The sequence below is a fragment of the Stenotrophomonas rhizophila genome, assembly GCF_020857975.1.
GTDB lineage: Bacteria > Pseudomonadota > Gammaproteobacteria > Xanthomonadales > Xanthomonadaceae > Stenotrophomonas > Stenotrophomonas rhizophila_C.
Genome location: NZ_JACWUO010000012.1, coordinates 65,764 through 90,709 on the forward strand (window position 1 = coordinate 65,764; position 24,946 = coordinate 90,709).

Sequence of the window (24,946 nt, forward strand, 5' to 3'; positions counted from 1 at the left end):
GCCTATGCCGCTTCGACAGCGACAGCAACGTGGCCCACGGGCCTGACAACGCGCCCCGCACCCGGCCTGCCGCCCAGCGCGGCCCGGCCGGCATTGCCATGCCTGCAGACCGGGCAGCGCATCGGGCCATGCCTGTAAAAACCGCTTGACCTTCCCAGCGTTGCATGCCGGACAACGGTCGCCGGAGCCGCTTCGGTTCAGCAGACCAGAAATCCAGCCGCAGTCGCGGAAAGGCACAACGATGACAATCACGCGCACCACCTTGATGACAGTGGCGATCGCCGCCGCGCTCGCTTTAGCCGGATGCAGGCAGGCCGCACCCGACGCTGGCCCCGCCCAGCCGCCCGGTGTGCCGGTCGCCGAGGTCGTGGTCCGGCCGGTCACGCCCTTTGCCGAGTTCACCGGCTCGCTGACCGCGGTCAAACAGGTGGAACTGCGCCCGCGCGTTGCCGGCTATGTCCAGCAGGTCAGCGTGCCGGAAGGAAGCTTCGTGGAGAAGGGCACGGCGCTGTTCCACATCGACCCGCGTCCCTTCCAGGCCGCGCGCAACGCCGCCGCCGCGCGCCTGCGCGAGGCCGAAGCAGCTTCGGCCCTGGCCCAGGCCGAGCATGCGCGCGCCGAGCAGTTGTTCGCGCAGAAGATCGTGGCCCGCAACCGGCTCGACACCGCCACCGCCGCGCTGGGCGCGGGCAGGGCCCAGGTGGACGCGGCCAGGGCGGCGCTGGAGGCGGCGCAGCTGGACCTGGGCTTCACCCGCGTCACCGCGCCGATCAGCGGCCGGGTGGGGCAGGTGCTGGTCACCGAGGGCAACTATGTCGCCAGCGGGGTCACCCCGCTTACCACCCTGGTCTCGGTCAACCCGCTGCACGTCTATTTCGACGTGGACGAGCGCACCTACCTGCGCTCGCTGGCGGCCGGACGCGCGCAAGGCAACGCGGCAGGCGCGGCATCGGCCAAGGTGCAGGTGGCCCTGGTCACCGACCGGGACTTCACCCGCCAGGGGCGGCTGGATTTCCTGTCCAACGCCGCCGACCGGGGGACCGGGACGGTGCGGGTGCGCGCGGTGATCGACAACCCCGACGGCCAACTGACGCCCGGCCTGTTCGCCAAGATCAGGCTGGAGGCCGGTGCGTCGAAACAACGGGTATTGGTATCAGACCAGTCGATCAGTACCGACCAGGGCCACCGCTACGTGCTGGTGGTGGGCAAGGGCGATACCACCGAATACCGGCCGGTGGAACTGGGCCCGGTGGTGGACGGGCTGCGGGTGGTCGAGCAGGGCCTGCAGCCGGGCGAACGCATCGTGGTCAAGGGCCTGGTGCGCCCGGGCATGAAGGTGACGCCGCAGGCCAGCGCCATTTACGGCGCGCCGCTGAAAGCGCCCGGGAAGAAAGGAGCAGGGCAGTGAATTTCCCGCGTTTCTTCATTGACCGGCCGATCTTCGCCATCGTGCTGTCGGTGCTGATGGTGATTGCCGGCATCGTCGCGTTCTTCCAGCTGCCGCTGAGCGAGTATCCGGCAGTCACTCCGCCCACCGTCCAGGTCACCGCGTCCTATCCCGGCGCCAATCCCAAGGTCATCGCGGAAACGGTGGCCGCACCGCTGGAGCAGGCCATCACCGGCGTGGAGGGCATGATGTACATGTCCTCGCAGTCGGCCACCGACGGCCGGATGATCCTCACCGTCACCTTTGCCGACGGCGTCAACCCGGACATGGCCCAGGTGCAGGTGCAGAACCGGGTATCGCGTGCGTTGCCGCGCCTGCCGGCCGAGGTGCAGCGCCAGGGCGTGGTCACCCAGAAGACCTCGCCGGACATCCTGATGGTGGTCCACCTGCTGTCGCCGGACAAACGTTACGATCCGCTCTACATCTCCAACTACGCCTACCTGCAGGTACGCGACGAGCTGTCGCGCATTCCGGGCATCAGCGACGTGCTGGTCTGGGGCGCGGGCGAATACAGCATGCGGCTGTGGCTGGATCCGGACCTGATTGCCGCCCGCGGCCTGACCGCCGGCGATGTGATCGCTGCGGTGCGCGAGCAGAACGTACAGGTGGCCGCCGGCTCGGTGGGCCAGTCGCCCGATTCCACCGCCGCCTTCCAGATGACGGTCAACACCCTGGGGCGGTTGACCGACGAAGAACAGTTCGGCGACATCATCATCCGCACCGGCAGCGAGGGCCAGGTCACGCGCCTGCGCGACGTTGCGCGGATCGAAATGGGCGCCGATGCCTATGCGCTGCGCAGCCTGCTCGACGGCGAGCCGGCGGTGGCGCTGCAGATCATTCAAAGCCCCGGCGCCAACGCGCTGGATGTCTCCGCCGCGGTGCGCGAGACCATGCAGCGGCTGGAGAAGGGCTTCCCGGAAGGGCTGAGCTCGCGTATCGCCTACGACCCGACCGTATTCGTGCGGGCCTCGCTGGAATCGGTGGCCACCACGCTGCTGGAAGCGATCGTGCTGGTGGTGATCGTGGTGGTGCTGTTCCTGCGCAACTGGCGGGCCTCGCTGATTCCGCTGCTGGCGGTGCCGGTGTCGTTGATCGGCACCTTCGCGGTCATGCACTTGATGGGCTTCTCGCTCAACACCTTGTCGCTGTTCGGCCTGGTGCTGTCCATCGGCATCGTTGTCGATGACGCGATCGTGGTGGTGGAGAACGTCGAGCGGCATATCGAGGACGGCGAGGAACCGGTGGAGGCGGCCAGACGCGCCATGCGCGAGGTCACCGGCCCCATCATCGCGATCACCTCGGTGCTGGCCGCCGTGTTCATTCCCACCGCGTTCCTGACCGGCCTGCAGGGCGAGTTCTACCGCCAGTTCGCGCTCACCATCGCGATCTCCACGATCCTGTCCGCGGTCAACTCGCTCACCCTCAGCCCGGCCCTGGCCGGCATGCTGCTGCGCCCGCGCACGGCCGCAAGCCCGCGCGATCCGCGCAGCCTGCGTGGCCGTGCCGAGCGTGCCCTGCAGTGGCTCGGCCGTCCCTTCGCGCGCGCGCCGGATGCCTATGGCAACGGCGTGCGCAAGATCGTGCGGGTCAGTGGGGTGGCGCTGTTCGTCTATGCCGGCCTGCTGGCCTTGACCCTGTTCGGCTTCAAGGTTGTGCCCCCGGGGTTCGTGCCCATGCAGGACAAGTACTACCTGGTGGGCATCGCCCAGCTGCCCAATTCGGCATCGCTGGACCGTACCGACGAGGTGGTCCGGCAGATGTCCAAGCTCGCGCTGGCCGAGCCGGGCGTGGAAAGCGTGGTCGCCTTCCCGGGGCTTTCCATCAATGGCTTCGTCAACGTGCCCAACGCGGCGGTGATGTTCGTCATGCTGGATCCGTTCAAGGACCGCGCATCGCCCGATCTGGCCGCCACGGCGATCGCAGGGCGCCTGCAGGCCAGGTTCGCCGGCATCCAGGACGGCTTCCTGGGCGTGTTCCCGCCGCCGCCGGTGCCCGGGCTGGGCGCCACGGGCGGGTTCAAGATGCAGATCGAGGACCGCGGCGGGGTAGGGCTGGACACCCTGGTCCAGCAGACCCAGTTGCTGATGATGAAGGCCACCGAGTCGGGGCAGGTGGCCGGGGTGATGACCAGCCTGGACGTCAACGCGCCGCAGCTGGACGTGGTGATCGACCGCACCAAGGCCAAGAGCCAGGGCGTGCCGCTGGCCGATGTGTTCGAGTCGCTGCAGGTTTATCTCGGCTCGTTGTACATCAACGACTTCAACCGTTTCGGCCGCACCTACAAGGTCACCGCGCAGGGCGATGCGGCCCACCGCATGCAGGCCGAGGCGATCGGCCAGCTGCAGGTACGCAATGCCGCCGGGCAGATGCTGCCGCTGTCCTCGTTCGTCACGGTAACGCCGGGCTCGGGCCCGGACCGGGTCATCCACTACAACGGCTACCCCTCGGCCGACATCTCCGGCGGGGCACCGCCGGGGGTCAGTTCAGGCCAGGTGGTGGCGGTGATGGAACGGCTGGCAAAGGAAGTGCTGCCGGAAGGGGTGAGCTTTGAATGGACCGAACTGACCTACCAGCAGAAGCTGGCCGGCGATGCGGCGCTGTACATCTTCCCGCTGTGCGTCCTGCTCGCCTATCTGATCCTGGCCGCGCAGTACAACAGCTGGCTGCTGCCGCTGTCGGTGCTGCTGATCGTGCCGATGTGTCTGCTCAGCGCGATCGGCGGCGTCTGGCTGATGGGCGGCGACAACAACGTGTTCGTGCAGATCGGGCTGATCGTGCTGGTCGGGTTGGCGGCCAAGAACGCGATCCTGATCGTCGAGTTCGCCCGGACGCTGGAGGCCGACGGGTGGGGCACGGTGGACGCGGTGGTGGAGGCCTGCCGGCTGCGGCTGCGGCCCATCGTGATGACCTCGCTGGCCTTCATTGCCGGCGTGGTGCCGCTGGTATTGGCCACCGGCGCGGGTGCGGAGATGCGCCAGGCGATGGGCGTTGCGGTGTTTGCCGGCATGTTGGGGGTGACCGTGGTCGGCCTGTTCCTGACGCCGGTGTTCTATGTGGTGATCCGCCGCATTTCATCCCGCTTCGAAAAGCCCCGGCCCGGGCCGGCGGCCGGCCAGCAGGAGGTTGCATCATGAGCAGGCGCCGAGGTTTGTTGATCGTGCTTCCGCTTGGCGCCGGCCTGCTGTTGTCCGCGTGCGCCTCGGTGGGCCCCGACGTCTCGCGGCCGTCGCCGCCGCACCTGCCTTCGGCGGCGTTCCCGGCCGATTTCGGCGCGCGGCCTGCCGCGCTGTTGCCTGGCGCGGTGGACGCGGCGTGGTGGCAGTCCTTCGACGACCCGGCGTTGACCGCGCTGATCCCTCGCGCCTGGGCGGCCAACCACGACATCGGATTGGCTACCGCACGCCTGGATGAAGCCAGGGCGATGCTGCGCGAAAGCCGCCAGGGCTTCCTGCCGCAGGGCGGCGCCGGGGTGGGCCATGAGAACCGCCGCCGCAGCGAAACGGAAACCGCGCCGGGGCAGCCGCGCCGGAGCGAGACCTACCGCGCTGCCGTGGATGCCTCCTGGGAGATCGACCTGTTCGGCCGCGTGCGGCGGTCGGCCGAGGCGGCCCGGGCCGACGCCGGCGCCCGCCAAGCGCTGCTGCGCGATGTACAGGCCAGCGTGGCGGCGGCGGTGGCGGCCAGCTGGTTCGAACTGAGCGGGCTGGATGCCGAGCTGGAGGTGGTGGCCGCCATCGCTCAAAGCCAGCGCGACGGCCTGCGCCTGGTCGAGGGCCTGGCCGATGCCGGTTCGGCCACGGCGCTGGACCGGCTGCGCGCCGAAGCGGCATTGCACGCCGTCGACGCGGTGGCGCCGGAACTGGAACGCCGCCGCACCGCAGCCTTCAATGCGCTGGCCCTGCTGCTGGGCCAGACACCGCAGACCTTCGCTGCGCCTGCATCGCCAACCGTCGGCCAGGCGCTGGCGGTGCGGAGCATCGTGGTGGGTGACCCGGCCGCGCTGTTGGCACGGCGCCCGGACATCGAGGCGGCTGAGCTGCGCCTGGCCGCGGCGACCGCGCGCATCGGGGTCGAGACCGCAGGGCTGTACCCGCAGCTGGAGATACAAGGCTCGATCGGCGTGGTGGCCGGCAGCCTGGCGTCCACCGGCGGCAGTTCGGCGCTGTCCAGCCTGCTGGCACCGTTGCTGCGCTGGTCCTTCCTGGACACCGGCCGGGCGCGCGCCAGGATCGCGGCCAGTGAAGCCCGTGCCCGCGAAGCGCTGATCCACTACGACCAGACCGTGCTGCGTGCGCTGGAGGAAACCGACAACGCCTTCGCCGCCTATGGCGCGGCCGGCACCGCGCTGCAACTGCGTGCCCGGGAAGCGGCCGCCACCGGGCAGGCCGCCGGCCTGGCACGGGCGCAGTTCGCGCACGGGGAAGGCCTCTATCTGGAGGTGCTGGAGGCCGAACGGGCCGACTTCGCCAGCCGGCGCGCCCTGGTGGTGGCGCGCACCGAGCAGCGCCTGGCCATCGTCAGTATCTACAAGGCGTTGGGCGGCGGCTGGGTGCCGTGCACCGAGGCCGGCAGCGCCTGCGGCGGCGCCAGCGGCGCCCCTGAAGGGCGACTCACCGGGCCCGTGCCAGGCCCTTGACCTTCCCACCGTGGGAATCCCTAAGCTCGTTCCAACTTACACTCACAAGGGGTAGCCCGATGGCTTCCGCCGTTGTCCAGCAAGACGCCAGACCGACCAAACCGCCGCATGGGCGGCTCAGCCTTCCGGTCAAGGGAATGACGTGCGCTTCCTGCGTGGGGCGCGTGGAACGTGCCCTCAACGCGGTTCCCGGCGTGAACACCGCCGTGGTCAACCTCGCCACCGAGCGTGCCGAGGTCACCTTCATCGGCGCCGCCGATCCGCAGGCGGTGGTCGATGCGATCGAGGGCGCCGGTTACGCGGTCCACGAGGAAACCAGCGCGCTGATGATCCAGGGCATGACCTGCGCATCCTGTGTGGGCCGGGTGGAAAAGGCCTTGCGGCAGGTTCCCGGGGTCATCCACGCCAATGTCAACCTGGCCACCGAGCGGGTGCAGGTACGCCACCTGGCCGGCGTGGTCGGCATCGCCGAGCTGGTGGAGGCGATCGGCAAGGCCGGTTACAGCGCCCATCCGGTGGCGGCAGCGGCCGGCGCGGCGGGCGATCAGGACGCAGAGCGGCGCGAGGCCGAAGGGCGCGAGCTGCGCCGTTCGCTGCTGATCGCCGCGGTGCTGACCCTGCCGGTGTTCATCCTGGAAATGGGCTCGCACCTGGTGCCGGCCATGCACCACTGGGTAATGCATACGCTGGGCCAGCAGACCAGCTGGTACCTGCAGTTCGCGCTGGCCACCCTGGTCCTGTTCGGGCCGGGCCTGCGCTTCTTCCGCAAGGGCGTGCCGGCATTGCTGCGCGGTGGCCCGGACATGAACTCGCTGGTGTCGGTGGGCACGGCGGCCGCCTACGGCTACTCGGTGGTGGCCATCTTTGCGCCGGGCGTGCTTCCGCCGGGCACGGCGAACGTCTACTTCGAAGCGGCGGTGGTGATCGTTACCCTGATCCTGCTGGGACGCACCCTGGAGGCGCGCGCCAAGGGCCGCACCTCGCAGGCGATCAAGCGGCTGGTGGGGCTGCAGGCCAAGACCGCACGGGTGGAACGTGACGGTGCCACCGTGGAGATCCCGCTGGAACAGGTGGCCACCGGGGACGTGGTGCTGGTGCGCCCGGGCGAGAAGGTGGCGGTGGACGGCCAGGTCGTCCAGGGCGCCTCGTACGTGGATGAAAGCATGATCACCGGCGAGCCGGTGCCGGTGTCCAAGAACGTGGGCGACGATGTGGTCGGCGGCACCCTCAACAAGACCGGCGCCTTCAGCTTCCGGGTCACCCGGGTGGGCGCCAACACGGTGCTGGCGCAGATCATCCGCCTGGTCGAAGAGGCGCAGGGTTCCAAGCTGCCGATCCAGGCGCTGGTGGACAAAGTGACCATGTGGTTCGTGCCGGCGGTGATGGCCGCCGCGGCGCTGACCTTCCTGGTCTGGCTGGTGTTCGGCCCGTCGCCGGCGCTGACCTTCGCGCTGGTCAATGCGGTGGCGGTGCTGATCATCGCCTGCCCGTGCGCGATGGGGCTGGCCACGCCGACCTCGATCATGGTCGGCACCGGCCGCGCCGCCGAACTGGGCGTGCTGTTCCGCAAGGGCGAGGCGCTGCAGGCGCTGCGCGATGTGAGCGTGGTGGCGCTGGACAAGACCGGCACGCTGACCAAGGGCCGCCCCGAGCTGACCGACCTGGTGCCGGCCGACGGTTTTGAGCACGACCAGGTGCTGGCGCTGGTCGCGGCCGTGGAAACCCGCTCCGAGCATCCGATCGCCGAAGCCATCGTTGCCGCTGCCAGCCAGCGCGGGCTCAGCCTGGCGGCGGTCGATGGCTTCGACGCGACGCCGGGCTTCGGCGTGACCGCCACCGTTGCCGGGCATACCGTTTCGGTCGGCGCCGACCGCTTCATGACCCGCCTGGGCCTGGATGTCAGCGCATTCCGGGCGGCCGCGCAGCGGCTGGGCGAGGAGGGCAAGAGCCCGCTGTACGCGGCCATCGACGGCCGCCTGGCCGCGGTGATCGCAGTGGCCGACCCGATCCGCGAAACCACCCCGGAGGCGATCAGGGCGCTGCACGCGCTGGGGCTGAAGGTGGCGATGATCACCGGCGACAACGCCGCCACGGCCGCGGCGATCGCGCGCCAGCTGGGCATCGATGAAGTGGCGGCCGAAGTGCTGCCCGATGGCAAGGTCGCCGCGCTCAAGAAGTTCCGCGTCAACGGCGCGCGGGTGGCCTTCGTCGGCGACGGCATCAACGATGCGCCCGCGCTGGCCGAGGCCGACGTTGGCCTGGCCATCGGCACCGGCACCGACGTGGCGATCGAAGCGGCCGACGTGGTGCTGATGGCCGGCGACCTGCGCGGGGTGATCAACGCCATCGCGCTGAGCCAGGCCACCATCGCCAACATCAAGCAGAACCTGTTCTGGGCGTTCGCCTACAACGCGGTGCTGATCCCGGTCGCGGCCGGCGCGTTGTATCCGTTGAACGGCACCCTGATGTCGCCGATCTTCGCGGCGGCGGCGATGGCGCTGTCGAGCATCTTCGTGCTGGCCAATGCGCTGCGGCTCAAGCGCTTCAGCGCCCCCATGAACATCGACGCCACCCCCGGACCCGCCTGAAGGAGGCTGCCATGGCCAGTACATCCCATCCCCCCGTCATTGTGTACACCACGCCAACCTGCCCGGATTGCCATACGCTCAAAGCCTGGCTGGGCAGCCAGGGAATCGCGTTCGAAGAGCGCGATCTCACCCTGCGCGAGGTGATGGAGGAAGCCAAGGCGCGCACCGGCGTCCGCGTGGCGCCGATCACCGTGGTGGGCGACGCGTTCTTCTACGGCACCTTCCTGAAACAGAAGCCGCTGCTGGCCGCCGCGCTCGGCTTGTCCGGGGCGGCCTGAGTGGCGGCGATGACCAGGCACGTCGACATCCAGCCTGCCGGCCACCGCCTTGCCGTGGCCGAAGGCAGCACCATCCTGGAGGCTGCACTGGCGGCCGGTGTTGCCTATCCGCACGGCTGCCGTTCCGGCCGCTGCGGTTCGTGCCTGTCGCGGCTGATCAGCGGCGAAGTGGTGCACCTGGAACATAGCCGCTTCGCGCTTACCGACGCCCAGAAGGCGCAGGGCCTGTTCCTTGCCTGCCGCGCCATGCCGGGCAGCGACCGGGTTGCCATCCGTGCAGGCGACATCGATACCGGCCCGGCGCCGGCGCTGCAACGCCTGGCGTACCGGGTGCAGGCGATCGAAATCCTCACCCACGACATCAAGCGTATCCGGCTCGCCGCCAGTGGCACCGAGCGGCTGGTCTTCGAGGCCGGCCAGTACGCGCGGCTGACCTTCCCCGGCGTTGCGCCGCGCGACTATTCCATGGCCGGCGGGGCAGGGGACGCCGAACTGGATTTCCACATCCGCCGGGTGCCGGGCGGGGCGGTGAGCGAGTGGATCCACGCTGCGTTGCAGCCGGGCGACCCGGTGCTGGTGGAGGGCCCGCTGGGCGCGTCCCAGCTGCGCAGGCAACATGCCGGCCCCATCCTCTGTATCGCGGGCGGATCGGGCCTTGCCCCGATCCAGGCGATCGTGCAGGCGGCACTCGCCGAGGGCATGCGCCAGGCCATCCTTGTCTATTTCGGTGCGCGCAGCCGTGCCGACCTTTATCAGGTGGCGCATTTCCAGCAACTGGCCCGGCGCCATCCCAACCTGCGCTTCACCCCGGTGCTGTCCAACGATACCGGGCCATCGCCGTGGCGCACCGGCTGGGTAACCGACGCGGTGGCCGCCGACCATCCGCTGCTGGAAGGATGGAAGGCCTATGTGGCCGGCCCGCCGTTGATGGTGGAAGCGGCCATGCGCGTCTGCGGGGCAGGGCGCCTGCGCCCGGAAGACCTCCATGCCGACGTCTTCTTCACGCCCGAGGCGGCACTGACCGCCGGTTGACGGCGTACTTCTATACTGATCGAGCAGATCCCAAGGGGAATATCGTGAACATCGGGCAAGCAGCCAAGTTCTCGGGAGTGTCGGCCAAGATGATCCGGTACTACGAGAGCATCGGCCTGATTCCTCCGGCCACCCGGTCCGAGGCGGGCTACCGCAACTACACCACGCAGGAGGCCAACAGCCTGCGCTTCATCCGCCGTTCGCGCGACCTGGGCTTCACCGTCGAGCAGATCTCCGAACTGCTGATGCTGTGGCGCGACGGCGAGCGCACCAGCGCCGACGTCAAGAAGGTGGCGCTCTCGCATGTCGCCGAGCTGGAGGCCAAGATCGGCGAATTGCAGGCCATGGCCAATACGCTGCGCGAGCTTGCCAACAACTGTCACGGCAACAACCGCCCGGACTGCCCCATCATCGAGGAGCTGGCCGAGCACACCGGTTCCCGCCCACGTGCCGAACGCCCGGCGTTGGCCCGCAAAACACCGCGCTTCGGCATGGACATGCCGGCTTCCTCGCGCGCACGCAAGGCCAGCTCAAGCACCTCCTGAAAGCTGCGGCATGCCGCAACGCGCCGCCCCATGCCGCCGCCGCGGCCGTGGGGCCTGCGCGTGCGCGGTCCTGTCGGTTGTGTTTTCCGCACGATGAACGCAGGCCAAGCCAGCGGCGGATTTCCTGGATTCCCGGTTGACATTGCCACGCTGTCAACGCCGAGAGTGACTCACGCACCCAACAACCAGGAGATCAACATGCTTCAGTTCCACATCCCCAACATGACCTGCGGTTCCTGCGCCCGGCCGGTGAGAGACGCGCTGCTGAGCGTCGATCCGCTGGCCCAGATCGAAACCGACACACCCGCGCGGCAGGTGCGCGTGGAAACCGCGCTGGACGAAGCGGCCTTCATCGCGGTACTGGCAGAAGCCGGGTACCCGCACCAGCCGCAGCCGGGCAGGTAACCAGGAGACACACCGATGTTCATCAAACAACTGCTCAGCTTCGGCGTGGCCGCGATCGGCACCGCGGCAATGCCCGCGCTGGCTTCCGATGCGGTAACCCAGGGCATCTTCGCGCTGTCGGGGACGGCCGAAAAGGTCACCGCCGAACTCTCCATGGAAACCACCGGCCCGCTTTCCCGCGAACTGCTGATCACCTTCGCCGACAAGACCACCGGCAAGCGCATCGTGCATTTCGACGAGGAGCTGACCCAGCAGCTTCACGTCCTGGCTACCGACAGCGACTTCTCCAGCTTCCTGCACGAACATCCCGGCAAGGCCGGGCCGGACGGCCGCTTCCGGGTGGCAATGAACTTCCCCAGGCCCGGCGTCTACCATGTGTTCGCCGACGCGGTCCCCACCGGATTGGGCCAGCAGGTGGTCCGCTTCGACGTCTCCGTGGCGTCGCCGCCGGGTGCAGCGGCGACGCCAGCGCCGTCTTCCCGACACGGCAGCGATGGCCCCTATACCATCCAGCTGGACCAGGCCGGCCTGCAGGCCGGCAAGGAAAGCATGCTGAACCTGACGGTCCTGAAGGACGGCAAGCCGGCGCAGGATTTGGGTCTTTACCTGGGCGTGCCGGCCCACGCGGTGTTCGTCGGCACCGACGATCTCGCCTACGTCCACGCGCATGCGATGTCGGCCGATGCCGCCAACGCTGCACACGGCGCGCATGGCGCGCATGGCGCAGCGCATGACCCGGCCGGGCCGGTGCCGGCACGGATGATGCTGCACGCCAAGCCTCCCCATGCAGGCCAGTACGCGCTCTGGATCCAGTTCATGGCCGGTGGCGAGATCCGGACCGTTCCGTTCGTCGTCGACGTGGCCAAGGGTTCGTAGGTTCTCGATTGCGGTGTTGCCACTGCCGTGACTGGTAGATTCCGGCCACGGCATGTTGGTGGGCGTTGATCGAGCCACGATTTCCCATCAATCCCCGTAGCGGCTACAATCGCCACCCCGGAATGCCTGGATCCACCAGCGATGACGCCACCCTGACGCTTGATTGAAGAAGCGATCCAGACACTGATGTCTGGAAGGGTGCCTGTTTTTTTTCGCTTGGCGCGCACGGCTGTGCGCGGAGATCATTCCACATGTCTGCAATCTATCCCCTGCGCCAGCAATGGCTCGGCAATATCCGTGGCGACCTGCTGTCCGGCATCGTTGTTGCACTGGCCCTGATTCCCGAAGCGATCGCGTTTTCCATCATCGCCGGCGTCGACCCCAAGGTGGGTTTGTATGCCTCGTTCTGCATCGCCGCCATCACCGCCATCGCCGGTGGCCGCCCCGGCATGATTTCGGCTGCAACCGGCGCCATGGCCTTGGTGATGGTCACCCTGGTCAAGGACCATGGCATCCAGTATCTGTTTGCGGCGACCATCCTGGCCGGCGTGCTGCAGCTGTTGGCCGGCGCCCTGCGGCTGGGCTCGTTGATGCGTTTCGTATCGCGCTCGGTGGTGACCGGCTTCGTCAACGCACTGGCCATCCTGATCTTCCTTGCGCAGCTGCCCGAGTTGATCGGCATGCCCTGGCTGGTCTATGCGATCTGTGCGGCGGGCCTGGCGATCATCTATCTGTTGCCGCTTGCGACCAAAGCGGTTCCGTCGCCGCTGGTGGCCATCGTCGTGCTGACGGCCGCTTCGATGTACTTCGGGTTCGAGGTGCGAACCGTCGGCGACATGGGCGAACTGCCGGACAGTCTCCCTGTATTCCTGATTCCCGACGTGCCGCTGACCTGGGAAACGCTGCAGATCCTGCTGCCGGTGTCGGCAACGCTGGCGGTGGTCGGCCTGCTGGAGTCGCTGATGACGGCGCAGATCGTGGAAGACATGACCGACACGCCCAGCCAGAAGAACCGCGAATGCGCAGGCCAGGGGTTGGCCAACACGGTCACCGGCTTCTTCGGCGGCATGGCGGGCTGCGCCATGATCGGCCAGTCGGTGATCAACATCACCTCGGGAGGCCGCGGCCGGCTTTCCTGCCTGGTCGCCGGCGTGGTCCTGCTTCTGCTGGTGGTATACGGCTCGGGCCTGGTGAGCCGGATTCCGATGGCGGCCCTGGTGGCGGTGATGATCATGGTCAGCATCGGCACCTTCAGCTGGCGCTCGCTGCGCGAGCTGGCCATCCATCCGAAGAGTTCCTCGGTGGTGATGATCGGCACCGTCATCGTGACCGTGGCCACCCACGACCTCGCCAAGGGCGTGCTGACAGGCGTGGTGCTGTCGGCGGTGTTCTTCGCCCGCAAGGTCGGCAAGATGCTCACGATCAGCGAGACCCAGGTGGATGCGGGCACGCGGGTCTACGTGGTGAAGGGGCAGGTGTTCTTCGCCTCCGCCGGACAGTTCGTGAGCAGCTTCAACTACCTGGATGTCCCCAGCGACGTCATCATCGATCTGAAGGATGCGCACTTCTGGGACCTGACTGCCGTAGACGCACTGGACCGGGTGGTGATGAAGCTGCGTGAGCACGGCGCGACCGTGGAGGTCCATGGCCTCAACGATGCGAGCCAGACGCTGGTGGACCGGTTGGGCAAGCATCGCACGCCGGGCGCCACGCTATCGTCCGGCCATTGAGTGTCGGGAAGGCGGGCGCACGGGTGCCCGCCTTCCTCTCTGATCGCAGCGGCGTCATCGCACCGACATATGGACGATGCCAGCGTCCCGCGGCGGCCGGATGGCGACGTCGGGCCTCTCCCACCATGATTGCTACCGCCTCTCCAGCGCCGCTCTGACCGCAGCCGCGACATCGGTGTTGTCGATGTAGCTTCCGTCATTGAGCTTCACATGGTCGCGGTAGCCCGGGTCGATCCCGCGCACGCGCGCACCGAGCAGTTCCGACCCTGCGCCTTTCGACCACAACGGGACCAGTGCATTGGAATGATTGCCGGTCGGCCGGAAGGTGATGCCGGGCATCCGCCCCCGGCCCTTGTTGATGACCGGCTCGAACGCCACGCGCTGTGCCGAGCTGCCCATCGGCAGGCTGTTGTCATGGTCGGTGGTGACGATCAGCAGGTTGCGTTCCCCCGCCGTTGGCCGCGATCCACTGGATCACGGCAGACACGGCATCGTTGAAGTCGACGTCACTGCCCACCACCTCCACCTGGCACAGCGATGACATGCCAGAAGCCCCAGGCACCTTCGACAGGTGTGATGAAAGCGTTAAGAATGCTATGTTATAGCATTGCACTATCGCGGGATTGCTTCCCCATGACCCTTCTCCCGGTTCCGGACATGCCGCAGCGCGCCCTGGTCGCTGCTCTTTCCCTGGCCTGCGGCTGGACGGCCGTTGCAGCTCCACAGGCCAGCGAACTCGATCCGGTCGTTGTCACCGCGACCGCGACGGACCGCCTGGCCAGTGATGCACCGGCCTCGATCAGCGTCATCACGCGCGAACAGATCCAGGCACGCGCCGTCCTGGACCTGAGCGACGCGCTTCGCGGTACCACCGGCGTGACCCTGGCGGGGGTCGGTTTTGGCCGGCGCGGCATCCGTATCCGCGGCATGGATCCGGAGTACACCCTGGTGCTGCTCGATGGCCAGCGGGTCAATGCCGCCAGCGATGCCATCGCCCATGCGGACTTCGACCTGGGCTGGATGCCGGCAGCGGCCATCGAGCGCATCGAGGTTGTTCGTGGCCCGATGTCCTCGCTGTACGGTTCGGAGGCGCTGGGCGGCGTCGTCAACGTCATCAGCCGCCGTGCCACCGACCACTGGCAGGGCAACCTGGTCTACAACGGCGGCGTGGTCGACGGAAACCACGGGGGCAATACGCTCCAGGCCGGTCTCTACGCCGGCGGCGCGCTCGTCCCGGGCACCCTGGGGCTCAGTGTGTTTGCCGAACATCGCCACAAGGACGCAACCCGGGATCGGACAGACCCGCGGCTGGACGAGCAGGAGCAGCGCCGGGTCAACACCGGGCGTGCGGTGCTCACCTGGACGCCCGATGACCAACAGCGCATCGACCTGTCGCACCTGGAAGGCTCGGAGTTGCGCCGGCGCAACGCCCTCCAGGCGGGCACCGCACCCTACGTCTACGCCACGTCCGATGACATCCGGCGCCAGCAGACCACCTTGTCGCACCAGGGCGACTGGAGCTGGGGCCAGACCCGCTTCAGCGCGTACCAGAGCAGGCTGGAGCGCGAGAACCGGCGCGACATCGGCGAAGCGACCCGTCCCCAGGACCTACGCGACGATATCGTCGATGGACGGGTGACCCTGAACCTGGGCGCGTCGCACCGGCTCAGCGCAGGCGGCGAATGGCGTCGGGAGCGCCTCGATGATGCATCTGCCGCTGCATCGGGCAAGGTCGAGGCGATCCAGACTGCGCTGTTCCTGCAGGACGAAATCCAGCTCACCGATGGCCTTTCGGTCGTCGTGGGCGATCGTGCCGACCATCACGCCGCGTTCGGCTGGCACCACAGCCCGCGCGCCTACGCGGTATGGCACCTCGACGATGCATTCACGCTCAAGGGCGGGGTCGGCACCGGCTTCAAGGCGCCCAGCCTGAAGCAGCTGTCGCCCGGGTATTCGGCGGTAGGCGGTGGTGGACGCTTTACAATCATGGGCAATCCCCTTCTGAAGCCCGAACAGACCACCAGCTATGAGCTCTCGGGGGCCTGGCGGCACCAGGGCTGGTCGGTCCAGGCCACGGTGTTCCAGAACGAGCTGAAGGACCTGATCCAGACCGTCTGCGTCCGGGCCTGCGGCCTGCGGGGACGGGAACTGCGCAACTACACCAACGTGGCCCAAGCACGCATCGGCGGCGTGGAACTGGCCGCTGCCGTCCTGCTGGCCGATGGCCTGCGCCTTGAAGCCAATTACAGCTGGCTCGACACCGAAGACAAGGAGACCGGGCAGCAGCTCAACGAGCGTCCCACGCGCAGCGGTGCGGCCAATCTGGTCTGGGAACGCGGGGCTGTGCAGGCGACGCTGCGTGGCGAGTATGTCGGGCCCCAGAAGCAGGCTTCCGGGACGGCCCAGGTCACGCTGCCGGATTACGCACTGTTCTCCCTGGATACCCGCTGGTCGATCACCCCGAAACTGAGTCTGGTGGCTGGAATCGACAACATCGCCGACAAGCGACTGGACGAGACAGGCGCCCTCTACGCCTATCCGGAGACGGGCCGATACGTCCACGCCGGTTTCGAGCTGGCGTTCTGAACGTGCGCCCGACGGCCTGGCTGGTGCTCCTGATGCTGCTGGCTCCGCTGTCTGTAGCAGCGGCGGGACTGCAGGTGGAGATCGTCACAACCGATTTCATCACGCCGGCCAAGATCGCCGCGATCGATGGGCTGGTGCGGCCTGCGGGAGTACAGGTAACACAGCGGCTGGTTGGAAAGGGCCAAGTGCTTCCCGAGGCATGGCCGGCGGGCGTGGACCTGGTCATCATCGACAGTCCACGGCCGTCGGATGCCGAGCAGATCATGGCGGCGGTGAAACCCGCGCTGCAGGCCGGTACCGCCCCATGGGTACGGGTGGGCGGCGGGGCGCCGGCATCCGGCGGCCTGCAGCCGGGCCATGCCCGGCGCATCGCCGGTTACTACGGCAACGGCGGGGAAGCCAATTTCCAGATGCTGGGGTGGTGGCTGGGCAAATGGGCCAAGGCCGAGCCGGACCTCGATTCCCTGCCCACACCCTACGTCCTGCCACCTTCCGGCTACTACACAGGCCCTGCGCAACCAGCCTACGAGACCAGTCGGGAGCTGGAAGATGCATGGACGAGGGCCGGCCAGGACGCCTGGCCCCGTGCAGCGGTCATCATCGCCGCCAGCAGCGTCAGTTCGATGCAGACGCAGGTAGTCGATGCCCTGGTGGCGGCGGGACGGCGGCACAAGATCGCCGTCTTCGGCGTGTGGTACGACCAGCAAGCCGGCGACGGGCTTGGCCAGGCGATCGGTGCGCTGGATGTGTCGGCCGTGGTCAACCTGACGCATCTCCAGAACGGCAAGGCGCTGGCCGCAGAATTTGCCGCACTGGACGTGCCGGTCATCCAGGCCTTGAACTACCGGCAAGGCAATGCGCAGCAGTGGCGCGATGCCACCAGCGGCGTGCCGATGTCGTTGATGTCCACTTTCGTGGCGCTTCCGGAAACCTGGGGCGTATCCGACCCGATCGTCCTCTCGGCAATGCAGGACGGCGCATTGCAGCCCATCCCGGAGCAGGTGGACGCGTTGGCCGCCAAGCTTGGCCGCCTCGCACGCCTGCGTGCGCGGCCGGCTGCGGAAAAGCACCTCGCCCTTCTGTTCTGGAACGCGCCCGATGGGGAGAAGAATCTCTCCGCGTCTCACCTGAACGTGCCGCGCAGCATCGCCTCGCTCCTGCCCAAACTCCAGGCGGCGGGCTACGCGGTGAAAACCGCCGAGGAGAAGCAGATCATCGCCGATGCACAGGCGCTTCTGGGCGGCTATTACCGGCCAGCATCGTTGGACGATCTGCTGGCCCGCGGCCTGGCCGTGGCCTTCCCGGTGTCGCGCTACACCCGATGGCTTGAGGCGCTCCCCGGCCAACGTCGCGACGAACTCACCCGGCGCTGGGGCGAGGCGGCAGACAGTCCCTACGTTCGGACGGTACAGGGACAGCCAAGTTTCGTGATCCCCAGGCTTCAGCTTGGAAACCTGCTGGTCATGCCCCAGCCCCCGCGCGCCGGTGGGGTAGGGCAGGCCACGCATGACCTGGACGCCGTACCCAGTCACTACTATCTGGCGGCCTACCTGTACCTGCAGGAGTCGTGGCGTGCCGATGCGCTGATCCACTTCGGCACCCACGGCACCCAGGAATGGACGCCGGGCAAGGACCGGGGGCTGTGGGCAAAGGACTATCCCTGGCTGGCCGTCGGGGATGTGCCGGTGTTCTATCCGTACATCCAGGACAACATCGGCGAGGCCATGCAGGCCAAGCGGCGGGGGCGGGCCGTCATCGTGAGCCACCAGACCCCGGCGTACGCCCCGTCCGGCCTGTATGACGAACTGCGCGACCTGCATCAGCTTGTCCACGAATACCAGCAACTGGATGCCGGGCAGGTCCGCCAGACCACTGCCGCACAACTGCAGGAGATGGCCTCCAGCTCCGGCATCGCCAGCGACATGGGCTGGACGCCGGTGGACATGCAATCGCGCTTCCCGGCCTTCCTGCAGGCGCTCCACGACCACCTGCACGAGCTGGCGCGCCGCCAACTCCCGCTTGGCCTGCACACCTTCGGCGAGCCGGCGGACGCGGAGCTGCGGCTGCTGACCGTCATGCAGCAGCTGGGCCCGGCGTATCCGGCCGCGCTGGGCATGGACCCAACGGAGGCCAATACCGGCGATGCCGGGCAGATCCGCGGGGGTGCGCCCTATCAGACACTGGTGCGCTACGTGCGCGATGGCGCCGACCTCCAGGCGGTCGAAAACACGGATCTGCGCGCACAGCTCGCGCGCGCCAAGACGCTGGATGCCGCGCTGGTGGACACCCAGGAAGTCGAGGCCCTGCTGCGGGGGCTCGCCGGCGGATTCGTCCTCCCCGGATCCGGCGGTGATCCCATCCGTTCGCCCGAGGTGCGCAGCGGCCGCAACCTGTATGCCTTCGAGGCCGACCGGATTCCGACCAGGGCCGCTTTCGAAAGTGGGCGCCAGGCGCTGGATCAACTGCTCCAGGCCTATCGCCAGGAGCACGGTACGGCCTTGCCGGAAAAGCTGGCCATCAGCCTCTGGTCCAGCGAGGCCATCCGCCATCTGGGTGTACTGGAGGCCCAGGTACTCCACGCGATGGGCCTGCGGCCGCGATGGGACGAAGCCGGAAAGGTCGTCGCCCTGGATATCGTGCCGGTAGCAGACATGAGCCATCCGCGCATCGACGTCGTGGTGCAGGCCACCAGCGTGTACCGGGATCAGTTCGACCCGTTCCTGCGACTGCTGGCCGATGCGGTGGTTCGCCTGGGCCGCCTTCCGCCCACGGCCACCAACCCCGTTGCCCGAAATACCCGCGCAATGGAGCAGAAGCTGCGCGACCGCGGTGTTCCAGCCGGGCAGGCCCGGGCGCTGGCCGACCTTCGGGTATTCAGCAACGCGCCGGGCGCGTTCGGGAGCGGGTTGAACCGTGCGGTGCTGGGTGCCGGCGCGGCGGCGCACAAGGATGATGCAACGCTGGCAAACGGATTCCTCGACAGCCTGCAGTACGGTTATGACGCCAAGGGCCAGGCACTCACTTTGCCAGACGGGAACCTGTTCGCAGAACAGCTGCGCGGTGTCCAGGCCGCCGTTCTGTCGCGCTCGTCCAACGTGAACGGCCTGCTCGGCACAGACCATCCCTTCGAGTACCTGGGCGGTCTGGCGCTCGCGGTCCGGCACCTGGACGGGAAGACGCCGTCGCTGTTCATTTCCGATCTTCGCCAGGCAACGCCGAAAACCACCACCGCCGCGCGGTTCCTGGCCGATGAACTGCGGACCGGTGTGTTGAACCCGGCCTGGATATCGACCATGAAGCAGGAAGGCTACGCCGGCACGCTGGAAGTACTGAAGACCACCGGCAATCTGCTCGGCTGGCAGGTCACGGCACCGGGGACGGTGCGTCAGGATCAATGGCAGGCCATGCACGACACCTACGTCGGCGATGTGAGAAACCAGGGCGTGGCGGAGTGGTTCGAGCGCTCCAACCCGACCGCGCAGGTCCAGCTCATCCAGCGGCTCCAGGAGGCCATCGCGAGGGGCTACTGGAACCCCGATGCGCAGACCAGGGCCGAGCTGCAGCAACGCCTCGACCAGCTCTCGTCGCTGACCAGCGCCGCGGTCGATCCGGCCCGGCCCACCTCATCGCGAAGCGGGGGTTCCGGGTTCGGAACAACCCGGGGCAAGGCGCCTGCCGCTGCGGCTGCGCCCGACGCCCAGGCCGCGACATCGCAACCTGCATCACCTGCGCCGGCGCCCAGCGTACGGGGCCGGGTCATGCGTCAGAGCAACCCGCTGCCTCCGCTCCCCTCCGGGCACACCGGGTTGGCGCTGCTCGCCATCCTGCTGCTCGTTGGACTCGGCGCCTGGCGGCAGGCAGCAACCAGCACCCGCCGCCCCCCAAAAAGACCTTGACTGATGAATGCCATTGAAAAGACGCTCTACGATCTCTCCCACCTCTTCCTGGTGCCGGTGCTCCTGCTGATCCTGGCAGCGCTGGCGTATTCGTTCATCGCCCTCGGGGGATTCGCCTGGGAAGCGTTGAAGCGCAGACGGGGCCAGTACTCCTCCGCGCTCCTGGGCTGGCACGCCCGTCAAGGCGGTACGGCCGATGATGCCGAGCTGTGGATCCTCAAGAAGCTGGAACTGCTGCGCATCGTTTCCCGTACGGCTCCCATGCTGGGCCTGGTGGCAACGATGATCCCGATGGGCCCGGCGCTGCTTGCGCTTACCCGCAGCGACGCACAGAGCGTCGGCGAGAACATGGTGGTGGCGTTCTCCTCGGTCATCCTGGCGCTGGTGTCTGCAAGCCTGACCTTCTTCATCATGACCGTGCGCCGCCGCTGGCTTCTTGAAGAGCTGCGCCACTTCGAACGACTGCAGGAGGCCGGCTGATGCGGTTCCTTGAAGACGATGAGGCCGACGATCCGATCCTTTCGGTGGTCAACCTGATCGACCTGTTCCTGGTCGTGACCGGCATCCTGATGATCGTGATCGTCAGAAACCCGCTCAACCCGTTCTCTGCCACCGATGTCACCGTCATCGAGAACCCGGGGCAGGCGGACATGCGCATCACGGTCAAGAAGGGCGAAGAGCTGACCCGGTACGAGTCGACCGGCGAGATCGGCGAGGGCGGCGGGATCAAGGCCGGGGTTACCTACCGCCTCCCCGACGGCCGCATGGTCTACGTTCCCGAAGGGGCGGTGCCGGAACCGGCTCCGCCATGAGCCTGTTCATCGGCTCGCCGTCGCATGGGCGTCCGCCGGGAAAAAGCGCTTGCCCAGCCGCAGGGCGACATGCACCAGCAGTACCAGGACGGGCACCTCCACCAAAGGGCCGATGACTGCCGCAAAGGCTACGGGCGAGGCGAGCCCGAAGGCGGCGATGGCCACGGCGATGGCCAGTTCGAAGTTGTTGCCCGCCGCCGTAAAGGCAATCGCGGTCGTACGCGGATAGTCCTTGGCGATCAGCCTGCCCATGAAGAAGCTGATGACGAACTGGATGATGAAGTAGAGCGTCAGCGGGATCGCAATGCGTACCGCGTCCATCGGAAGGCGCAGCACGTCGCCGCCCTTCAGGCTGAACATCGCCACGATGGTGAACAGCAGCGCGGCCAGGGTGATCGGGCTGATGGCAGGCAGGAATTTCTCTTCATACCAGCGCACGCCCTTGCGCGCCTTCAGCCAGCGGCTGGTGAGGAAACCGGCCAGGAACGGGATGCCCAGGTAGATCAGCACCGCCTCGGGGATGGTCCAGAAACTGACGTCGACGACACTGCCCTGCAGGCCGAACACCGGCGGCAGCCAGGACAGGAAGAACCACGCGTAAGCGCTGAACAGCGCGATCTGGAAGATCGAGTTGAAGGCCACCAGGCCGGCCATGTACTGGCTGTCGCCGCGGGCGAGCTGGTTCCACACCAGCACCATGGCGATGCAGCGCGCCAGCCCGATCAGGATCAGGCCGGTCATGTATTCGGGATGGTCGCGCAGGAACAGCACGGCCAGGCCGAACATCAGGAACGGGCCGACGATCCAGTTCTGCAGCAGCGAGAGCATCAGTACGCGCTTGTCGGCGAAGACCTTGGGCAGTTCTTCGTATTTCACCTTTGCCAGCGGCGGGTACATCATCAGGATCAGGCCGATCGCGATCGGGATGTTGGTCGAGCCGACCGACAGGCTGTTGAGCGCGCCGGGCAGGCCTTCGAACAGCGCGCCCAGGCCGACGCCCAGCGCCATCGCGGCGAAGATCCACAGCGTGAGATACCGGTCCAGGAAGGACAGGCGGGAGGTATCGGTGGTCATGGCGGTTTCCGGGAGGGCAGTCAGTTGATCTGCGCGATCGGCTCGAGACGGGCCTTGAGGGCCTCGCGGTCGTCCCAGACGCTGTCGGGGATCTCCAGGAAGGCCTTCAGGCGTGCCTTGATGATCCGATGCGCGCGGTCGAAGGCGTCGCTGTTGTGCGCGTCCGACCCTTCCACGCCGGCCGGGTCGAACAGGCCCCAGTGCACGCGCACGAAATCGCCGAACACCACCGGGCACGCCTCCGCCGCGGCGCTGTCGCACACGGTGACGATCAGATCCATCGGCGCGGCATCCGCTTCGGCGAACTCGTCCCACGACTTGCTGCGAAGGCCCTCCACCGGAAAGCCTTCGCGCTGCAGCTGGGCGATGGCGAACGGATTGACGCGGCCGGCCGGCTGGCTGCCCGCACTGAAGGACTGGTAGCGGCCTTCGCCCCACTTTTTCAGGGTCGATTCGGCCAATACGCTGCGCGCGGAGTTGCCGGTACACAGGAACAGGACACGACGGGTCATTTGAGCGATCTCTACGGTAGGTTGATCAGCAGCCTGCGGGACGCTCGCAGGCCTGTTCGTCGGCGCAGCAGTTTTCGGTGAGGTAGGCCACCAATGCGGTCATCGTTTCGAACCCGGCCCGGTAGCAGATGGTCCGGCCACGCTGTTCTGCGTTGACCAGGCCGGCAGCCAGCAGTTCCTTCAGGTGGAAGGAGAGGGTGGCACCGGGCAGTGAGAGCGCCTGGGCAATGTCGCCGGCCAGCTTGCCGCCACTGCCGGCCTGCACCAGCAACCGGAAGATCGACAGCCGCGTGGCATGGCCCAGGGCGGCGAGGGCATGGGTTGCGTTCTTATGTTCCATGATTCTAGAATAATGGAATAAAAATCGCAGGACAACCCCGTGCAGCAGATTCCCAATGTGGTCCCGGGCGCCTTGGACATCCCCACGGCCGCCAAGCTCAACGACCCGGCCGCGCAACCGCATCGGCCCCGCATCCTGATCCTGTACGGCTCGCTGCGCCCCCAGTCGTTCAGCCGCAAGCTGGCGCTGGAGGCGCAGCGGTTGCTGGAACAACTGGGCGCGGAAACCCGCCTGTTCGATCCGCACGCGCTGCCGATGCTCGATTCGGTGCCGGCCACCCATCCCAAGGTGCAGGAACTGCGCCAGGCCTCGCTGTGGTCCGAAGGCCATGTATGGGTCAGCCCGGAACGCCACGGCACCCTTACCGCCGTGTTCAAGAACCAGATCGACTGGCTGCCGCTGGAGGAGGGCAGCGTACGCCCCACCCAGGGCCGCACCCTGGCGGTGATGCAGGTGTGCGGTGGCTCGCAGTCCTTCAACGTGGTCAACGCGCTGCGCGTGCTCGGCCGCTGGATGCGCATGGTGACCATTCCGAACCAGTCCTCGGTGGCCAAGGCCTGGCAGGAGTTCGATGAGGCAGGGCGGATGAAGCCCTCGGCGTATTACGATCGGGTGGTGGACGTGATGGAGGAACTGGTCAAGTTCACCCTGCTGGTGCGCGGGCGCAGCGATTACCTGGTGGACCGCTACAGCGAACGCAAGGGCGCCGTCGAAGCGGCGGCGCTGGCGGCAGCGGCGGGCGTGCTGGAAACGGCTTTGAACGAAGAGGAAAATGCGTGAACGCTGTCATCTACCACAACCCCCAGTGTGGCACCTCGCGCAACACGCTGGCGCTGATCCGGCATGCCGGAATCGAGCCGGAAGTCGTCGACTACCTGGCCCATCCGCCCAGCCGGGCGCGCCTTGTCGAACTGATCGCGGCCGCAGGCTTGAGCGTGCGCGGTGCGATCCGGCAGAAGGGCACGCCGTATGACGCGCTGGGACTGGGCGACGCCGCGCTCAGCGACGAAGACCTGCTCGATGCGATGCTGGCCCACCCGATACTGATCAATCGTCCCTTTGTGCAGACCCCGATGGGGGTGCGGCTGTGCCGGCCGTCGGAGGTGGTGCTGGACATCTTGCCGCCGCTGCCCGGACCGTTCCGAAAGGAAGACGGGGAGATGGTGACCGGGGCGTAGGCGTTCGCCCGTGCATCAGCAGGAACGACCGCCCCGAGCGCAGCGGAGCGCGGGAAAAAACGGCGCGGCATCAGGCGGCGTTGCCCAGGGCAGGGGAGGTTGAGGCCTCGGCGTGGATCCAGCTGCAGAAAGCGTCCGTCGCTGCTTGGCGGTGCCCTCCGAACGGCCGGATGGTCCAGAACGCATACGCATTGGGCAGGTTCGCTTCGAAGGGCCTCACAAGCCGCCCTCGCTGCAGGTCCTCTTCTACCAGCGGAGCCAATCCCAAAGCTACGCCATGGCCGTGGATCGCCGCCTCCTGGGCCAGGTAGATGCTGGGAAACACGGGGCCGGCGTCGGCTGGCACGCCATGCAGGGCAGCAGCGTGCAGCCAGGCAGCCCAATCGGGAACGCCCGGTCGCCCTTCAGCGCTTTGATCATGGACAAAAGCGACATGGGCCAGATCGGCGGGCGAGGCAATCGGCTTTCCATCCCTGCGCGACGTGCCGGGGGCGCATACCGGAAACACAGGGGCGTCCATCAATTTCTCGACCTGCACGCCCGGGTATCTGCCAAGGCCGTATCGAATCGCCACATCGACCTGTTCCTGGCCGAAGTCGGCCAGCTGATCCGTCGTCAGAACCCGAACGTGGATATCCGGGTGGGTTTCGTGGAACCGGTGAAGCCTGGGCGCCAGCCACTTCGCCGCGAAAGACTCCATGGTACTGACGCGCAGATGGCCGGGGCAGGTAGACGCAGTCAGGTCCAGCGCCAGGTGGAGCATCCCGAAAACCTCACTCAGGGACGCAGCAAGGGTCGCGCCCTCCCTGGTGAGCGTCACCGTCCTGTGGCCGCGCTCGAACAGTTCGGTCCCCAAGTATGCTTCGAGTCGTTTGACCTGGTGACTCACGGCCGCCGGTGTGACAAAAAGCTGTGTGGCTGCCTTTTGGAAACTGAGGGATCGGGCGGCGGCTTCAAACGCTCTCAACGCATTGAGGGGAGGCGCGCGGCGCGGCTTCATCGGGGGCTCCT

Annotated in this window: 20 protein-coding genes and 1 pseudogene; 16 read left to right on the plus strand and 5 right to left on the minus strand. The window is 67.6% G+C overall.

Going from position 1 to position 24,946, the window contains the following annotated elements:
• Positions 1-241: 241 nt before the first annotated feature.
• The 10 genes from IC535_RS12700 to IC535_RS12745 all read left to right on the plus strand — a co-directional run bounded on the left by IC535_RS12700 (position 242) and on the right by IC535_RS12745 (position 13,537).
• On the plus strand, positions 242-1,408 hold the full coding sequence (locus tag IC535_RS12700; RefSeq protein WP_228887017.1) for an efflux RND transporter periplasmic adaptor subunit: 1,167 nt from the start codon (positions 242-244) through the stop codon (positions 1,406-1,408).
• Complete coding sequence (locus tag IC535_RS12705; protein WP_228887016.1) at positions 1,405-4,581, plus strand: efflux RND transporter permease subunit; 3,177 nt, start codon at positions 1,405-1,407, stop codon at positions 4,579-4,581. Before IC535_RS12700 ends, IC535_RS12705 begins: the two co-directional genes overlap by 4 nt.
• Complete coding sequence (locus tag IC535_RS12710; RefSeq protein WP_306433102.1) at positions 4,578-6,083, plus strand: efflux transporter outer membrane subunit; 1,506 nt, start codon at positions 4,578-4,580, stop codon at positions 6,081-6,083. Before IC535_RS12705 ends, IC535_RS12710 begins: the two co-directional genes overlap by 4 nt.
• A gap of 59 nt (positions 6,084-6,142) precedes the next feature.
• The gene (locus IC535_RS12715) at positions 6,143-8,671 is read left to right on the plus strand and encodes a heavy metal translocating P-type ATPase (RefSeq protein WP_228887015.1); all 2,529 of its coding nucleotides are present in this window, start codon (positions 6,143-6,145) and stop codon (positions 8,669-8,671) included.
• Positions 8,672-8,682: 11 nt separating this feature from the next.
• Positions 8,683-8,949: a glutaredoxin family protein gene (locus IC535_RS12720; RefSeq protein WP_228887014.1), complete on the plus strand. Its 267-nt coding sequence runs from the start codon at positions 8,683-8,685 to the stop codon at positions 8,947-8,949.
• A gap of 9 nt (positions 8,950-8,958) precedes the next feature.
• Positions 8,959-9,981, plus strand: a complete 1,023-nt coding sequence (locus IC535_RS12725; RefSeq protein WP_228887013.1) for a 2Fe-2S iron-sulfur cluster-binding protein — start codon at positions 8,959-8,961, stop codon at positions 9,979-9,981.
• Positions 9,982-10,025: 44 nt separating this feature from the next.
• Entirely contained in the window at positions 10,026-10,526 is a 501-nt protein-coding gene (gene cueR, locus IC535_RS12730; protein WP_228887012.1) for a Cu(I)-responsive transcriptional regulator, read from the plus strand.
• A gap of 198 nt (positions 10,527-10,724) precedes the next feature.
• Positions 10,725-10,931 carry a heavy-metal-associated domain-containing protein gene (locus IC535_RS12735; protein WP_228887011.1) on the plus strand — a complete coding sequence of 69 codons (207 nt, stop codon included), beginning with the start codon at positions 10,725-10,727 and terminating at the stop codon, positions 10,929-10,931.
• 15 nt (positions 10,932-10,946) lie between these two features.
• On the plus strand, positions 10,947-11,807 hold the full coding sequence (locus IC535_RS12740; RefSeq protein ID WP_228887010.1) for a hypothetical protein: 861 nt from the start codon (positions 10,947-10,949) through the stop codon (positions 11,805-11,807).
• Positions 11,808-12,058: 251 nt separating this feature from the next.
• Positions 12,059-13,537, plus strand: a complete 1,479-nt coding sequence (locus IC535_RS12745; RefSeq protein WP_228887009.1) for a SulP family inorganic anion transporter — start codon at positions 12,059-12,061, stop codon at positions 13,535-13,537.
• A 132-nt stretch (positions 13,538-13,669) separates the two neighbouring features.
• Here IC535_RS12745 and IC535_RS12750 read toward each other — a convergent pair.
• A pseudogene (locus IC535_RS12750) lies at positions 13,670-14,042 on the minus strand (alkaline phosphatase); the annotation flags it as partial.
• A gap of 152 nt (positions 14,043-14,194) precedes the next feature.
• On the opposite strand from IC535_RS12750, the gene IC535_RS12755 reads away from it, so the two are divergent.
• Genes IC535_RS12755 through IC535_RS12770 form a run of 4 tightly spaced genes read left to right on the plus strand, consistent with a single transcriptional unit; the run spans position 14,195 to position 20,831 of the window.
• The gene (locus IC535_RS12755) at positions 14,195-16,123 is read left to right on the plus strand and encodes a TonB-dependent receptor domain-containing protein (protein ID WP_228887007.1); all 1,929 of its coding nucleotides are present in this window, start codon (positions 14,195-14,197) and stop codon (positions 16,121-16,123) included.
• A 32-nt stretch (positions 16,124-16,155) separates the two neighbouring features.
• Entirely contained in the window at positions 16,156-20,019 is a 3,864-nt protein-coding gene (gene cobN / locus IC535_RS12760) for a cobaltochelatase subunit CobN (RefSeq protein WP_228887006.1), read from the plus strand.
• 3 nt (positions 20,020-20,022) lie between these two features.
• Entirely contained in the window at positions 20,023-20,499 is a 477-nt protein-coding gene (locus IC535_RS12765; protein ID WP_228887005.1) for a MotA/TolQ/ExbB proton channel family protein, read from the plus strand.
• Entirely contained in the window at positions 20,499-20,831 is a 333-nt protein-coding gene (locus tag IC535_RS12770) for a DUF2149 domain-containing protein (protein ID WP_228887004.1), read from the plus strand. The genes IC535_RS12765 and IC535_RS12770 overlap by 1 nt, the downstream gene beginning before the upstream one ends.
• Before the next feature lie 6 nt (positions 20,832-20,837).
• Here IC535_RS12770 and arsB read toward each other — a convergent pair whose 3' ends face one another.
• The 3 genes from arsB to IC535_RS12785 are packed head-to-tail and all read right to left on the minus strand — an operon-like array spanning position 20,838 to position 22,757.
• Positions 20,838-21,905 carry an ACR3 family arsenite efflux transporter gene (arsB, locus tag IC535_RS12775; RefSeq protein ID WP_228887003.1) on the minus strand — a complete coding sequence of 356 codons (1,068 nt, stop codon included), beginning with the start codon at positions 21,903-21,905 and terminating at the stop codon, positions 20,838-20,840.
• Positions 21,906-21,925: 20 nt separating this feature from the next.
• Positions 21,926-22,417 carry an arsenate reductase ArsC gene (locus IC535_RS12780; protein WP_228887002.1) on the minus strand — a complete coding sequence of 164 codons (492 nt, stop codon included), beginning with the start codon at positions 22,415-22,417 and terminating at the stop codon, positions 21,926-21,928.
• Positions 22,418-22,442: 25 nt separating this feature from the next.
• The gene (locus tag IC535_RS12785) at positions 22,443-22,757 is read right to left on the minus strand and encodes an ArsR/SmtB family transcription factor (RefSeq protein WP_228887001.1); all 315 of its coding nucleotides are present in this window, start codon (positions 22,755-22,757) and stop codon (positions 22,443-22,445) included.
• Between the two features lie 39 nt (positions 22,758-22,796).
• Between IC535_RS12785 and arsH the strand changes: the two genes are divergently transcribed.
• Both arsH and arsC read left to right on the plus strand, forming a co-directional pair.
• Entirely contained in the window at positions 22,797-23,537 is a 741-nt protein-coding gene (gene arsH / locus IC535_RS12790; protein ID WP_324250479.1) for an arsenical resistance protein ArsH, read from the plus strand.
• Entirely contained in the window at positions 23,534-23,935 is a 402-nt protein-coding gene (gene arsC, locus IC535_RS12795; RefSeq protein ID WP_228887000.1) for an arsenate reductase (glutaredoxin), read from the plus strand. Before arsH ends, arsC begins: the two co-directional genes overlap by 4 nt.
• 70 nt (positions 23,936-24,005) lie before the next feature.
• Here arsC and gcvA read toward each other — a convergent pair whose 3' ends face one another.
• A complete protein-coding gene (gene gcvA, locus IC535_RS12800) occupies positions 24,006-24,935 on the minus strand; it encodes a transcriptional regulator GcvA (RefSeq protein WP_228886999.1) in 930 nt (309 codons plus the stop codon).
• Positions 24,936-24,946 lie beyond the last annotated feature (11 nt).

What these genes read in the sequence shown, in the direction of transcription:
- IC535_RS12700 (WP_228887017.1), top strand. Translation starts at nt 242, where the DNA reads ATGACAATCACGCGCACCACCTTGATGACAGTGGCGATCGCCGCCGCG.
- IC535_RS12710 (WP_306433102.1), top strand. Translation starts at nt 4,578, where the DNA reads ATGAGCAGGCGCCGAGGTTTGTTGATCGTGCTTCCGCTTGGCGCCGGC.
- IC535_RS12715 (WP_228887015.1), top strand. Translation starts at nt 6,143, where the DNA reads ATGGCTTCCGCCGTTGTCCAGCAAGACGCCAGACCGACCAAACCGCCG.
- IC535_RS12720 (WP_228887014.1), top strand. Translation starts at nt 8,683, where the DNA reads ATGGCCAGTACATCCCATCCCCCCGTCATTGTGTACACCACGCCAACC.
- IC535_RS12725 (WP_228887013.1), top strand. Translation starts at nt 8,959, where the DNA reads ATGACCAGGCACGTCGACATCCAGCCTGCCGGCCACCGCCTTGCCGTG.
- IC535_RS12735 (WP_228887011.1), top strand. Translation starts at nt 10,725, where the DNA reads ATGCTTCAGTTCCACATCCCCAACATGACCTGCGGTTCCTGCGCCCGG.
- IC535_RS12740 (WP_228887010.1), top strand. Translation starts at nt 10,947, where the DNA reads ATGTTCATCAAACAACTGCTCAGCTTCGGCGTGGCCGCGATCGGCACC.
- IC535_RS12745 (WP_228887009.1), top strand. Translation starts at nt 12,059, where the DNA reads ATGTCTGCAATCTATCCCCTGCGCCAGCAATGGCTCGGCAATATCCGT.
- IC535_RS12755 (WP_228887007.1), top strand. Translation starts at nt 14,195, where the DNA reads ATGCCGCAGCGCGCCCTGGTCGCTGCTCTTTCCCTGGCCTGCGGCTGG.
- cobN (WP_228887006.1), top strand. Translation starts at nt 16,156, where the DNA reads ATGCTGCTGGCTCCGCTGTCTGTAGCAGCGGCGGGACTGCAGGTGGAG.
- IC535_RS12765 (WP_228887005.1), top strand. Translation starts at nt 20,023, where the DNA reads ATGAATGCCATTGAAAAGACGCTCTACGATCTCTCCCACCTCTTCCTG.
- IC535_RS12770 (WP_228887004.1), top strand. Translation starts at nt 20,499, where the DNA reads ATGCGGTTCCTTGAAGACGATGAGGCCGACGATCCGATCCTTTCGGTG.
- arsB (WP_228887003.1), bottom strand. Translation starts at nt 21,905, where the DNA reads ATGACCACCGATACCTCCCGCCTGTCCTTCCTGGACCGGTATCTCACG.
- IC535_RS12780 (WP_228887002.1), bottom strand. Translation starts at nt 22,417, where the DNA reads ATGACCCGTCGTGTCCTGTTCCTGTGTACCGGCAACTCCGCGCGCAGC.
- IC535_RS12785 (WP_228887001.1), bottom strand. Translation starts at nt 22,757, where the DNA reads ATGGAACATAAGAACGCAACCCATGCCCTCGCCGCCCTGGGCCATGCC.
- gcvA (WP_228886999.1), bottom strand. Translation starts at nt 24,935, where the DNA reads ATGAAGCCGCGCCGCGCGCCTCCCCTCAATGCGTTGAGAGCGTTTGAA.